The following is a 12505-nucleotide window of genomic DNA, read 5'->3' as shown; positions in this document are numbered from 1 at the left end:
TAAAAAACCAGCAACAAGCGACAATTCCTCATTATTTACTAACAAATGCTGTACATATTTTGCCGATATCTTAGGATCGGCAGAAATAAAGCTCACCCTAGGCAAAGAGTAGAAACTGATGGAACTGGAATACGAAAGCAAACGCCCTCTCTACATCCCCTACGCTGGCCCCATTCTGTTGGAATTCCCGTTGCTGAACAAAGGCAGCGCCTTTTCCGAAGAAGAACGCAGTAACTTCAACCTGCACGGCCTGCTGCCGGAAGCGATAGAAACCATCGAAGAACAGGTGGAACGCGCTTACCGTCAGTATCAGGATTTCAAGAACGATAACGACAAGCACATCTACCTGCGCAATATCCAGGACACCAACGAAACGCTGTTCTATCGCCTGCTGGATTCGCACCTGAGCGAGATGATGCCCATCATCTATACGCCAACCGTGGGCGAAGCCTGTGAGCATTTCTCTGACATCTATCGCCGCGCACGTGGACTGTTTATCTCCTACCCGAACCGCGATCGCATCGACGATATGCTGCAAAACGCCACCAAGCAGAACGTTAAGGTGATTGTGGTCACCGACGGGGAACGCATCCTTGGCCTGGGCGACCAGGGCATCGGGGGCATGGGTATTCCTATCGGTAAGCTCTCTCTGTACACCGCCTGTGGCGGCATCAGCCCGGCCTATACCTTGCCGGTTGTGCTGGACGTGGGCACCAACAACCCGCAACGCCTGAACGATCCGCTCTATATGGGATGGCGTCATCCACGTATTTCGGGTGACGAATATCACGCCTTTGTGGAAGAGTTCATCCAGGCGGTGAAACGCCGTTGGCCGAACGTGCTGTTGCAGTTTGAAGATTTTGCCCAAAATAACGCCACGCCGCTGCTTAATCGCTATCGTGATGAGCTGTGCTGCTTTAACGACGATATTCAAGGCACCGCCGCAGTGACGCTGGGCAGCCTGATCGCCGCCAGCCGTGCCGCTGGCAGCCAACTGCGCGATCAAACCGTCGCCTTCCTGGGGGCAGGTTCCGCAGGCTGTGGGATTGCCGAACAGATCATCGCCCAGATGAAATCTGAAGGGTTGAGCGAAGAAGAAGCCCGCTCTCGCGTGTTTATGGTTGACCGTTTTGGCCTGCTGACGGATAAGCTGCCGAACCTGCTCGATTTCCAGAGCAAGCTGGTGCAGAAAAGTGCCAATCTGGATCAATGGCAGGTGGAGAGCGATGCGATCTCCCTGCTGGAAGTGGTGCGCAACGCCAAGCCGACCGTGCTGATCGGCGTCTCTGGCCAGCCGGGGCTGTTTACCGAAGAGCTGATCCGTGAGATGCACAAGCATTGCCCGCGTCCGATCGTGATGCCGCTGTCCAACCCAACTTCTCGCGTGGAAGCCCGGCCAGAAGATATCATCAACTGGACCGACGGTGCTGCACTGGTCGCCACTGGTAGCCCGTTCTCACCGGTAACCTATAAAGACCAGCTGTTCCCGATTGCCCAGTGCAACAACTCCTATATCTTCCCGGGGATTGGCCTTGGCGTATTGGCTGCAGGGGCAAAACGGGTCACCGATGCCATGCTGATGGCCGCCAGCCGTGCCCTGGCCGACTGTTCTCCGCTGGCTACCGACGGCCACGGCGCACTGCTGCCGAATATCGATGATATTCAGGGCGTATCTAAATGCATCGCGATGGAAGTGGGCAAAGCCGCTCAGTTGCAGGGTGTAGCAGTGGTGACGTCGGAAGAGGCGTTGTCTAAAGCCATCGAGCATAACTTCTGGCGTCCGCAGTATCGTATCTACAAGCGTACCTCGTTCTAAGTTCCTCACCGGGCCTGTTAGTCAGGCCCGGTTATCACGCCAAGACCAGATTTTGCTGAAAAATGCAGCGTAACACCTGCGGTAAACGGCTCATTGCTTGCGTCTGCCGGGCAGGTAAAGTAGCCTTGAGTCTTACTTTAGCCCTCGTTCGCGCAAGGCATCAACATGTGGAAACGCCTGATAATTAGCCTGTTCATCATCATTTCGGTGCTGATGCTGTCGGCTATAGCGCTCGATCGCTGGATAAGCTGGAAAACCGCGCCTTACATTTACGAAGAAATGCAAACGCTACCACACCGCCAGGTGGGGGTGGTGCTTGGCACCTCCAAATATTACCGTACCGGAGTGCTTAACCAATATTACCGCTACCGTATTCAAGGGGCGATCAACGCCTATAACAGCGGCAAGGTGAAGTACCTGCTGCTGAGCGGTGATAATGCCCAGCAAAGCTACAACGAACCGATGACCATGCGCCGCGATCTGCTGGCCGCTGGCGTTGCGCCTAGCGATATCGTGCTCGACTATGCCGGTTTCCGTACCCTCGACTCCATCGTCCGTACGCGCAAGGTATTTGATACCAACGACTTCATCATCATCACCCAGCGTTTCCACTGCGAGCGCGCCCTATTTATCGCCCTGCATATGGGTATCCAGGCGCAATGCTATGCGGTACCTTCGCCAAAAAATATGATGACGGTGCGTGTGCGTGAGATCTTTGCCCGCCTGGGTGCCCTGACCGATCTGTATATCCTCAAGCGTGAGCCCCGCTTCCTTGGCCCATTAATCCCGATATCTGCGATGCACAAGGTGCCGGAAGATGCACCGGGTTATCCGGCGGTGTCGCCGGAGCAGTTGGTAGAGCTGGAGCACAAGCTGGCGGCAGAAAAGATTAAGGCTCAGCAGCAAAAGAAGAGCTGAGTTTCACCTCACGCTTAAGCGATTGCCCCTCACCCTAGCCCTCTCCCACAGGGAGAGGGGACCGTACGTGCCACAGATTAACTCCTGCGTCTGACCACCGCTCCGGACTAGCCCCCTCTCCCCGAAACAAGTGTTCATAAGGTACGCCGTATGTACATTGGGAGAGGGTTGGGGTGAGGGCTTGTGCAGTCCCCCTAGGATGTGAGCTCAGCGAGAGAAGCAAAACGGCCAGCAGATGCTGGCCGTTATCGTAAAGCGCAAAACAGACTTATTTTTTCTTGGCGTACTTCAGGGAGTCCAGCGCTACCGCGAAGATGATAATGCTACCCTTGATGATGTACTGCCAGTAAGGGTTCACGCCGATATAGGTCAGGCCGTAGTTGATGACGGTAAAGATGATCACCCCGGTCACCACACCCAGCACCGTACCTACCCCACCGGCGAACGACACACCGCCGACCACACAGGCCGCGATTGCATCCAGTTCATACATAAAGCCGAGGTTGTTAGTGGCGCTACCGATACGGCCCGCTTCCAGTAAACCGCCAAAGGCGTAGAACACCCCGGACAGCGCATAAATCATGATCAGGTTCAGCGGGACGTTGACGCCAGAGACTTTCGCCGCTTCCGGGTTACCACCGATGGCGAAGATATTCTTGCCGAAGCGGGTTTTATTCCACAGCACCCAGACAAAGGCGATCGCAATAATGGCGTAGAAGGTGATATATGACAGCTTGAAGTCACCGAATCGCAAGAACCCTTGGGCAAAGGTGGAGAATTTCGGATCGAAACCGGCCACCGGTGAAGCCCCCACGTAATCGTAATACAGGGAGTTAATCCCATACACGATGATCATGGTGCCCAACGTGGTGATAAACGGCGTCACGTTGAGATAGGCAATAATCAAGCCGTTGACCAGGCCAATCACCGCGCCCACGGCGCAAACCAGCAAGATCACCAGCGGGATCGACCAGGTTTCCATATGCGGGAACACTTTGTTGACGTTATCCATCGATTGCAGCAGGGTCGCGGCAATTACCGCTGCCAACCCTACCTGACGCCCGGCGGAAAGGTCTGTCCCCTGCGTAACGATCAGCCCGGCCACGCCCAGCGCAATGATAATACGCACCGAGGATTGGGTCAGGATATTACTCAGGTTCATCAGGCTTAAAAAGGTGGGGTCCTGGATAATAATAATCGCCAGTAACACCAACAGGACCAGATAAATGCCACCCTCTTTAAAATAGGTGAACAAGGTTTTTTTATTCAGTGCGCTCATAATTACGATCCTTAAAGATGCAAGGAGGCTAGCCGCAATATTTCATTTTGCGAGGTCTGTTTGGTATTCACAATGCCCGCAACCTGACCATTACTCATCACCAATATTCTGTCGGTAATTCCCAAAAGCTCCGGCATTTCGGAAGAGATTATAATGATCCCCTTGCCCTTCTTCGCCAATTCGGTCATTAACTGGTAAATTTCAAACTTGGCCCCCACGTCGATACCCCGCGTTGGCTCATCCATCATCAGGATTTCCGGCTGTGTCAGTAGCCAGCGGCCAATGATCACCTTTTGCTGATTACCGCCGGAAAGCGATCCGATATTGGTATGATGGCCCGGCGTTTTCACCCGCATGGCATCGATCACCCATTGGGTGTCGCTTTTCATCCGGTTATTATCCAGCAGGCCCATCTTGTTTTTGTATTGGCGAATATTGGCAATCAACGAGTTAAAGCCAATATTCAGGTAAGCATAAATACCGGTGGAACGACGCTCTTCCGTCACCAGGGCAAAACCGTGGTTGATGGCTTCGTTAGCGCTGTTATTGTTGATATTTTTACCGTGCAGCTTGATGGTGCCGGCCACCTTCTCGCGGATGCCAAACAGGGTTTCCACAATGTCGGTGCGCTTGGCGCCCACCAGCCCGGCAATGCCCAGGATCTCTCCCTGATGCAGATCGAAAGAGATATCGCGGATCGAAGGCTGGCGCAAAGAGGTCAGGCCTTTCACCTCTAAAATCACCTCACCCGGCGTATTCTGACGATCGGGAAAACGCTGGCTCAGCGAACGCCCAACCATCATTGAGATAATCTTGTCCATATCCAGCCCTTCCAGCGGCTGGGTGGCGATCCATTGGCCGTCGCGCAGAATGGTGATTTCATCGCATAGCTGAAAGATCTCTTCCATCTTGTGCGAGATATACACGATGCCGCAGCCACGCTCTTTCAGCTTACGGATAATGGTGAACAGATGATTCACCTCCTTCTCGGTCAGAGAAGAGGTTGGCTCATCCATAATCACAATTTTAGCGTTGTAGGAGAACGCCTTGGCAATTTCGATCATCTGCATCTGGGATACCGAAAGCGTGCCGACTTTGGCGCGGGGATCGATATCGATATCCAGTTCGTCGAAAATTTCCTTGGTGTCTTTGTACATCTTGTCCTGATCGACAAACAGCCCTTTGGTGGGGTAGCGCCCCAGCCACATGTTGTCCATCACGGTACGTTGCAACACCAGGTTCAGTTCCTGATGCACCATCGAAACGCCCTGCTCCAACGCCTCTTTGGAACTTTTGAAATCAACTTCCTGCCCCTGAAACAGAATACTGCCGGAGTCTTTTTTATAAATGCCAAACAGGCATTTTAATAAGGTGGATTTTCCGGCGCCGTTCTCCCCCATTAGTGCATGAATGGAGTTTGGACGTACGCGTAAATTCACTTTGTCTAATGCCTTTACGCCGGGAAACGACTTACTGATATCCGTCATTTCCAGTAGCCACTCACGAGAGTTTTCGGCCATAAATAGTCCTGGCTAATTCTGGAACCAGCACTCTCCCAATCTGGCTTGCAGCAGTGGAGAATTAACGGGTTCTTCTAATAAGTTCCCCCGCCTAAATTCCGGCGGGGGCATTTCTCTCTATCTCGGTTTATTTCACAAACTGAGACAGGTTATCTTTATCTACACCCACGTAAGGAATACGCACAATTTTATCGACGATCTTCCATTGGGTGCCGTCAGCGGCAGGTTTGCCCGCGGCCAGGTTCTTCGCCAGATCGAAAGTCGCCTTCGCCTGATTGTCGGCATCGTTCAGCACGGTACCGGCCATCGCGCCGGATTTCACCATTGCCAGTGCTTCTGGCAGGGCATCGACACCAAACACCGGAATGCTGCTCTTGTTGTGAGCTTTCAAGGCTTCAACCGCACCCATGGCCATCGCATCGTTGTTAGCGATTACCACTTCGATCTTGTTGGCATTAGGGCCAGACAGCCAGGCGTCCATCTTGTCTTTAGCCTGAGCGGTATCCCACATCGCGGTGTCCATCTGCAGTTGCTGAGTCTTATCGCCTTTTTCATTCAGCGTTTTGATCACGTAGGTGGTACGCGCTTCTGCATCCGGGTGGCCTGGCTCACCTTTCAACAGCACATATTGGATCTGACCGTCTTTGTTCAGATCCCAGGCTGGGTTGGCTTTCCAGTGTTTGGCAATCAGCTCGCCCTGGATCACGCCAGACTCTTTAGAGTCGGTACCAACGTAATAGGCTTTGTCGTAGCTATCCAACGCCTTGCGGGAAGGTTCTTTGTTGTAGAACACCACCGGGATATCGTTGGCACGTGCCTTGTCAATCACCACCGGAGCGGCGGCCGGGTCCACCAGGTTGATCGCCAGCGCTTTTACGCCTTTGGCAATCAGTACGTCGATCTGGTCATTCTGCTTGGACTGGTCATTCTGTGAGTCATTCATCAGCAGCGTGACATCCGGAGAGGCCTTGGCATCTTTCTCGATCGCCTTACGCACCACCGACATAAAGTTGTCGTCATATTTGTAAATCGTGACGCCAATGCGGGTATCAGCATGCGCAGCTGCGCCAAACATCATGCTTGCGGCCAGCGCGGCCAGGGTGAAAACCTTCTTATTCATTGTCTGTCTCCGGTTTGTAGAGGGTCGTACTCGGTATTAAGCCTTTAGCCACAATGCACACAGTTGGGCGTGGCAGTTTCAAATGAATTTCTGTCATCCGTGTTGCTTGTTATTCCTGTGATGCTGTGTCAGCGCCAGATTAAAAGCTTGGCTGGCAAGAGCCTTTGCGCTGGAAAACGACTAGAGCATAGACGGCACTATGTTAATAATCTGTGAATTTTCTCACAGATTGAAAACGGTTACACAATATTAAATGTTCAGAGAGTGACCGAAGCCTCACTTTGCCACGGCGCGACAGAGTGGCGGCGTACCAGCGTCGGCATAAACAGGTGTGAAGCCTGAGGTTCAAGCTGCCCGGCAGCGCCCTTCAGCGCCAGCTCGGTAGCCAGCGTGGCCATTGAAACAATTGGATAACGGATGGTGGTCAGCTTGGGGCTGGTATAGCGGGCAATAGGGATATCATCGAAGCCCACCAGTGAGAAGTGCTGCGGCACTGTGATACCGTTTTCTTTCAGCACCGCCATCGCACCGGCTGCCATGGCGTCGTTATAGGCGAATACGGCGCTCAGCTGCAGGTTGCGGCCCAGCAGTTCAACCATTGCCGCTTCACCACCTTGCAGATCCGGTGAGCCGTAAGCCCGCCAGCTATCCGGTGGGGAAAAACCGGCCGCGGCCATCGCTTGGCTATAGCCTTGCTGGCGCAGCGGGCCGTCTTCAATGGGGTGATCGGAGCCCAGATAACCGATCCGCTGATGCCCCTGCGAGAGCAGCAAGCGCACGGCAACTTCAGCGCCAAACACATTGTTCAGGCCAACGCAGCGGTACTCATAGCCCGTTACAATTCTGTTAATTAACACCATGCCCGGGATCTGATCCATAAAGGCGATCAGTTCCGCGTCACCTAACGCTTTTGCATGAACAATCAAGGCATTGCAGCGTTGACGGATCAGCACCTCGATGGCATGGCGCTCTTTGTCCGCCTGATGATAACTGTTGCCGATCAGCAGGTATTTGTGGTTTTGCTGCGCCACCGTGTCTACCGCTTTCACTAACGCGCCGAAGAACGGATCGGAGACATCCATCACCACCACGCCCAGCGTTTCACTGCTCTGGGTAGCCAATGCCTGCGCGTTGGCGTTTGGCCGATAACCCAGTTCCGCCACCGCCTTCAGCACCTGTTCGCGGGTCTCTTTGCTGGTCAGGGCACTGTTGTTCAGCACTCGCGAGACGGTAGCGACGGACACACCCGCACGCTTCGCCACATCGCGAATGGTGGTTGAATGCACAGAATTCATGAAACGTCCCGAGGTCGACAGAGTAGACAGTGGCGCTATCCTACCCCGTTTGTCATCCTCCTCAGCGTGAATTACGTCACAGGAAAGAAAACGTTTACATACAATTTTTTAACCTACCTGCGCCAGATCTCATTTTGTCGGCTGACGTAGACTTTCGCCCGCAGCAAGGGAAGTCAGCTTGCGCCATAGCCATTCCATCGGGCCCTGCGTGAAGTACCGCAGCCACAGAGTGGAAAACAGCAGGTTGGCCAGCCACACCAGGGGAACGACCGCCAATAGCTGCAAACGGTCGAGCTGTTGATAGAGGCCAAAATGAAAGAACAGCGTGCTGCAAATCAGGGTTTGTAGCAGATAATTACTTAGCGCCATCCGCCCAATCTGGGTTAACCAGTGGCTGATACGCAGACGGGAAAGCGTTGGCCAAAAACCGTAGACCAGAGCCAGGTAGCCAATAGCCTGCAGCGGCGAACCCAACTCACGCGGCACCTGCAGCAAAAAGCCACTCCAGCGATAATCCCAATTCAGCTGCCACTGCAGCAGCACACCGGGCAACTGGATCAGCAATGAAAGCGGTATCAGCCAGGCGGCCTGGCGGCGGTAATAAGCAGGCGAATAGCTGTTACGCAGCCAACCGCTGCGCATCATGCCTGCACCAAACAGCATCAGCCCTGCCAATTGCCAGCCATACTGCGCACCGATGGCTATCAGGCTGGAAGAGAGCAGCTCCAGACGGCTGCGCCACGCTTCCGGTCCGCCTTGCAGCTTCCAGAACTTCTCATACTGCAATTCAGCCACGCTCGGCTGCCAGAAACTGCCCGGCTCACCGTGAGAGATAAACCCTAGCAGCAGCAATACCGCTACGCCGATCAGATACAGCACCGCACCGGTTTTCAACAGGGTGAAGGTATTCTGTGCGTCACGGATCATGCGCCAGCACACCAAGCCGATCAGCCCGTAGGCCAGCAGGATGTCACCATCCCATAAGAAAATGGCGTGCCCCAGGCCAATCAGGACCAGCCAGGACAACCGGGCACGGATCCAGACTTTGCCCCGCCGTAGCAGCAGTTGCAGACCGGCCCCAAACAGCAGCGCGAACATGGCCAGGAACTTGACCTGAGCGAACAGATCCAACAGTGCCCAGGTCCAGACATCGCGTGTAGAGGGCATACCCAGATAGGCGGGGTTGAGATAGGCGGCTTTCGGCAGGCCAAACGCGCTGATATTCAGCAACAGAATGCCAAGGATGGCGATACCGCGTACACAGTCCAGCGTAGCAATGCGTGGTAGCCGGGGAGTTTCGTTAGCGTTCATGTTATTCCGCTGTATTTCAATCAGTAAAAAGGCGCCCACAGGCGCCTTCATCGTCACAGCTCAGCCATCAACCGTGATGGTGACGCACCGCACGCAGGAACTCCTGGCGCGTATTCTGGCTGGATTTGAACAGCCCGCCCAGCGACGTAGTGGTGGTGGCACTGGTAGCGTCACGAATACCACGAGCCTTGACGCAGTAATGCACTGCATCGATCGATACCGCCACGTTGTTGGTGCCTAACAGCGTTTGCAACGCCACCAGGATCTGCTGAGTCAGCCGCTCCTGTACCTGTGGGCGACGGGCAAAGAACTGCACGATGCGGTTGATTTTCGACAGGCCAATTACCGAGTCTTTGGGAATATACGCCACGGTGGCTTTACCATCGATGGTGACAAAGTGATGTTCGCAGGTGCTGGTCAAGGTAATATCACGCACCGTCACCATTTCGTCCACTTTCATCTTGTTTTCGATGACGGTGATCTTCGGGAAGTTGGCGTAATCCAAGCCGGAGAAGATCTCATCGACATACATTTTCGCAATACGGTGTGGCGTTTCTGCCAGGCTGTCGTCGGACAGATCGAGGTTCAACAGCTGCATGATTTCCGTCATGTGCTCTTTGATACGGCGCTTGCGCGTCTCGCGATCCAACACTTCCCCACATAGCGGGGTTTCCAGGCCGCGCGCTTCAAGCGCCGCGTGCACCAGTGCAGCTTCATTACTTAACGATGTCATGGCGATGTATCTCCAGCAGGCGGCCCCGGCAATATCCCCGTGGTCTTTCAAATTGCAGCGTTGTTGTTGGCTGTTGGTTACTTGCCCCGAGTGATGAGGAGCAGTATACAGCGCCCCTACAAATCCAGGGAAAGAGCTAACTGCAGCTTGAAAGACGACGGATAGATAACGTGAACCCGATCAATATTTTCCCCCACTCTAGATGAGAGTGAGACGTTTATCCAGTGATTGTGTTTCATCCCAGTATGAAAAATCCGCATCCAGCCCGTAGCAGGCTGGCTGCGGCTATCCCACATTTTTTGTATGTATTTTACTCAAGATAACCTTGGCTTGCTGGCCATGGCCCGCGCCGGGGTATTGATCACCAGCACACCGGCGATCAGCAGCCCCAGCACCGCTACATACAGCGCGGGTTCCAGGCGATGCGTCAGCGCCGTTGAAACCGCCGAGAGCATCGGGCCCACCAACTGACCGATGGCATAACCCGTGGTCAACAGCCCGGCCATATAGCGTGCGTGATTGGGAGCCAACTCCCTACCGTGCTGGATAGATAGCTGGACCACACTGAGGAATCCACCGCCGGTTAGCATGGCCCCTAATGCCAGGCCGGTAACACCCGGCACCACTTCGGCACAAAGCACGCCCAGTGCCTGTACCCACAGCGTGATTGCCAGACGGGTCTGCGTGGTGAGCCGATGACGGGTTGCAATACCGATGATAATCCCCAGCACCGCCGCACCGCCAAAAATCGGCCAGACAAACTGGGCGAACAGGCTGTCAGGGAAACGAGCCGCCGCCATCTGTGACAGGAAGGTCGCAGGCAGGATATAGCCAAAGCCCGCCAGGCTGTAGCTCCACACCAAACGCTTCAATGCCGGGGTGAGCACTAACGGTTCAGGCTTCACATCGGGGCGATGCAACTCCCCTGCCCTTGGCAAGTTAATGCTGATCGCGACAATTAACACCAACGCCAATGCGCCATACACCAACCAGGCCTGCGAAGCGCTCAAGCCCCAGCTGTTGATCGCCACCGCCAGCATGCCGCTGATGAATATCCCGGCCCCAGGCCCGGCAAAGACCGCAGCACTTAACGCGGGACGGCCATAATGCGCCAACCGCTCGTTAGTCCAAGCCGCCACCAACACCATCGACCAACCGCTGGCCCAACCAATCGCAAAGCGCACTGCACCATGCAGCCACTCGCCCGACACCAAGGCAGACAGCAGCGTCAGCGCCACTGCTCCCCACACGCCAAGCCACAGACGGCGCTCCACATGGCGGCTGGCACGCATCGCATCATAGGCACCGCACAGGTAGCCCAGGTAGTTCAACGCCGCCACCAGCCCGGCCCCGGTCAGGGTGAACTGGTGCTCAGCAATCATCAACGGCACCTGCGGGGTAAAGGCAAACCGGCCAATCCCCATCGCCACGATCAAAGCAATAAAACCACTCAAGGCTATTTTTAGCGCCATCGCTGTATCCAACCTGTTAAAAGAAAGTTGCGGCTAGCATGCCGCAGTATTACACTCACAAAAACTGAATAATACTCATCAAGTTCATCACGAAAAGAGAAGGTTATGGATCTCACCCAACTGCGCATGTTCTGCTGCGTGGCCGAAACCGGCTCCGTCGCCCGTGCCGCCGAGCAATTGCACCGCGTGCCGTCAAACCTGACCACGCGCCTGCGTCAGCTCGAGCAGGAACTGGGCACCGATCTGTTTATCCGTGAGAAACAGCGCCTGCGCCTCTCGCCGATGGGCCATAATTTTCTCTGCTACGCCCATCGCATTCTGGCGCTCAGTGAAGAAGCCATGAGCATCACCCATGCCGGGGAACCGGCCGGTAACTTTGCGCTTGGCTCGATGGAAAGCACCGCCGCCACCCGGCTACCTACGTTGCTGGCAGCTTATCATCAGCGATTCCCGCAGGTTTCCCTTTCGCTGGCTACCGGCACCTCAGGAGAAATCATCGAGCGTGTACGCGCTGGTACCTTGGCTGCCGCCCTGGTAGATGGCCCGTTGCAACATGATGAACTGAACGGCTGCGTCGCTTTCCCCGAACGCATGGTGGTGATCACCTGTCTGGATCATCCACCCATTCACAGCGCCCAGGATGTCAAAGGGGAAACCCTGTTTGCCTTCCGCGCCAGCTGCTCTTATCGCCTGCGCCTGGAGTCCTGGTTCAAGCGTGACGGTTCATTGCCAGGCACCATCATGGAGATCCAGTCTTATCACTCCATGCTGGCCTGCGTGGCCAGCGGTGCCGGGCTGGCGATGATCCCGTATTCGGTGCTCAACCTGCTGCCCGGCTACAAGCGGGTCAAAGTTCATTCACTCCCTGCCGACATTGCCGAAACCGCCACCTGGCTGTTATGGCGGCGTGATGCGTTTGGGCCAAACGTCCGCGCGTTAAAACAACTGATTATAGAACAGGCTGAAAGTTCGGAGGTGGATGCCGAGTCCATCCTCCTGACAGAGTAGCCAAAATCTGCACCACTAGAATTTAATGAGGAG

The 12505-nt window shown here is 54.8% G+C and carries 10 protein-coding genes; 3 read left to right on the top strand and 7 right to left on the bottom strand.

Features of this window, described 5'->3' with window-relative positions:
- Positions 1 to 118 precede the first annotated feature (118 nt).
- Both AC6HVW_RS08825 and sanA read left to right on the top strand, forming a co-directional pair.
- The gene (locus tag AC6HVW_RS08825; RefSeq protein ID WP_021805059.1) at positions 119 to 1816 is read left to right on the top strand and encodes an NAD-dependent malic enzyme; all 1698 of its coding nucleotides are present in this window, start codon (positions 119 to 121) and stop codon (positions 1814 to 1816) included.
- A gap of 165 nt (positions 1817 to 1981) precedes the next feature.
- Complete coding sequence (gene sanA / locus AC6HVW_RS08820; protein WP_071682549.1) at positions 1982 to 2734, top strand: outer membrane permeability protein SanA; 753 nt, start codon at positions 1982 to 1984, stop codon at positions 2732 to 2734.
- Between the two features lie 268 nt (positions 2735 to 3002).
- Here the strand turns inward: sanA and mglC are convergent, their stop codons facing one another.
- The 7 genes from mglC to AC6HVW_RS08785 all read right to left on the bottom strand — a co-directional run bounded on the left by mglC (position 3003) and on the right by AC6HVW_RS08785 (position 11464).
- Positions 3003 to 4013 (bottom strand): galactose/methyl galactoside ABC transporter permease MglC, encoded by a 1011-nt coding sequence (gene mglC, locus AC6HVW_RS08815; protein ID WP_021805061.1) that lies wholly within the window; start codon positions 4011 to 4013, stop codon positions 3003 to 3005.
- 11 nt (positions 4014 to 4024) lie between these two features.
- Positions 4025 to 5533 (bottom strand): galactose/methyl galactoside ABC transporter ATP-binding protein MglA, encoded by a 1509-nt coding sequence (mglA, locus tag AC6HVW_RS08810; protein ID WP_021180578.1) that lies wholly within the window; start codon positions 5531 to 5533, stop codon positions 4025 to 4027.
- Positions 5534 to 5660: 127 nt separating this feature from the next.
- Positions 5661 to 6653: a galactose/glucose ABC transporter substrate-binding protein MglB gene (gene mglB, locus AC6HVW_RS08805; RefSeq protein WP_021180577.1), complete on the bottom strand. Its 993-nt coding sequence runs from the start codon at positions 6651 to 6653 to the stop codon at positions 5661 to 5663.
- Positions 6654 to 6910: 257 nt separating this feature from the next.
- The gene (galS, locus tag AC6HVW_RS08800) at positions 6911 to 7948 is read right to left on the bottom strand and encodes an HTH-type transcriptional regulator GalS (RefSeq protein ID WP_497569342.1); all 1038 of its coding nucleotides are present in this window, start codon (positions 7946 to 7948) and stop codon (positions 6911 to 6913) included.
- A 129-nt stretch (positions 7949 to 8077) separates the two neighbouring features.
- Positions 8078 to 9259 (bottom strand): DUF418 domain-containing protein YeiB, encoded by a 1182-nt coding sequence (yeiB, locus tag AC6HVW_RS08795; RefSeq protein WP_071682557.1) that lies wholly within the window; start codon positions 9257 to 9259, stop codon positions 8078 to 8080.
- A gap of 67 nt (positions 9260 to 9326) precedes the next feature.
- Positions 9327 to 9992 (bottom strand): GTP cyclohydrolase I FolE, encoded by a 666-nt coding sequence (gene folE / locus AC6HVW_RS08790; protein ID WP_021180574.1) that lies wholly within the window; start codon positions 9990 to 9992, stop codon positions 9327 to 9329.
- A 314-nt stretch (positions 9993 to 10306) separates the two neighbouring features.
- Positions 10307 to 11464 carry a YbfB/YjiJ family MFS transporter gene (locus AC6HVW_RS08785; protein WP_071682547.1) on the bottom strand — a complete coding sequence of 386 codons (1158 nt, stop codon included), beginning with the start codon at positions 11462 to 11464 and terminating at the stop codon, positions 10307 to 10309.
- Between the two features lie 105 nt (positions 11465 to 11569).
- Here AC6HVW_RS08785 and ptrR point away from each other — a divergent pair, with 105 nt between their 5' ends.
- Positions 11570 to 12472: a putrescine utilization regulator PtrR gene (gene ptrR, locus AC6HVW_RS08780; protein ID WP_071682546.1), complete on the top strand. Its 903-nt coding sequence runs from the start codon at positions 11570 to 11572 to the stop codon at positions 12470 to 12472.
- Positions 12473 to 12505: the final 33 nt, after the last annotated feature.

The sequence above is a fragment of the Serratia sp. NCCP-200 genome (genome assembly GCF_059697885.1).
This window is presented reverse-complemented; position numbering and strand designations above follow the sequence as displayed.

What these genes read in the sequence shown, in the direction of transcription:
- AC6HVW_RS08825 (WP_021805059.1), top strand. Translation starts at nt 119, where the DNA reads ATGGAACTGGAATACGAAAGCAAACGCCCTCTCTACATCCCCTACGCT.
- sanA (WP_071682549.1), top strand. Translation starts at nt 1,982, where the DNA reads ATGTGGAAACGCCTGATAATTAGCCTGTTCATCATCATTTCGGTGCTG.
- mglC (WP_021805061.1), bottom strand. Translation starts at nt 4,013, where the DNA reads ATGAGCGCACTGAATAAAAAAACCTTGTTCACCTATTTTAAAGAGGGT.
- mglA (WP_021180578.1), bottom strand. Translation starts at nt 5,533, where the DNA reads ATGGCCGAAAACTCTCGTGAGTGGCTACTGGAAATGACGGATATCAGT.
- mglB (WP_021180577.1), bottom strand. Translation starts at nt 6,653, where the DNA reads ATGAATAAGAAGGTTTTCACCCTGGCCGCGCTGGCCGCAAGCATGATG.
- galS (WP_497569342.1), bottom strand. Translation starts at nt 7,948, where the DNA reads ATGAATTCTGTGCATTCAACCACCATTCGCGATGTGGCGAAGCGTGCG.
- yeiB (WP_071682557.1), bottom strand. Translation starts at nt 9,259, where the DNA reads ATGAACGCTAACGAAACTCCCCGGCTACCACGCATTGCTACGCTGGAC.
- folE (WP_021180574.1), bottom strand. Translation starts at nt 9,992, where the DNA reads ATGACATCGTTAAGTAATGAAGCTGCACTGGTGCACGCGGCGCTTGAA.
- AC6HVW_RS08785 (WP_071682547.1), bottom strand. Translation starts at nt 11,464, where the DNA reads ATGGCGCTAAAAATAGCCTTGAGTGGTTTTATTGCTTTGATCGTGGCG.
- ptrR (WP_071682546.1), top strand. Translation starts at nt 11,570, where the DNA reads ATGGATCTCACCCAACTGCGCATGTTCTGCTGCGTGGCCGAAACCGGC.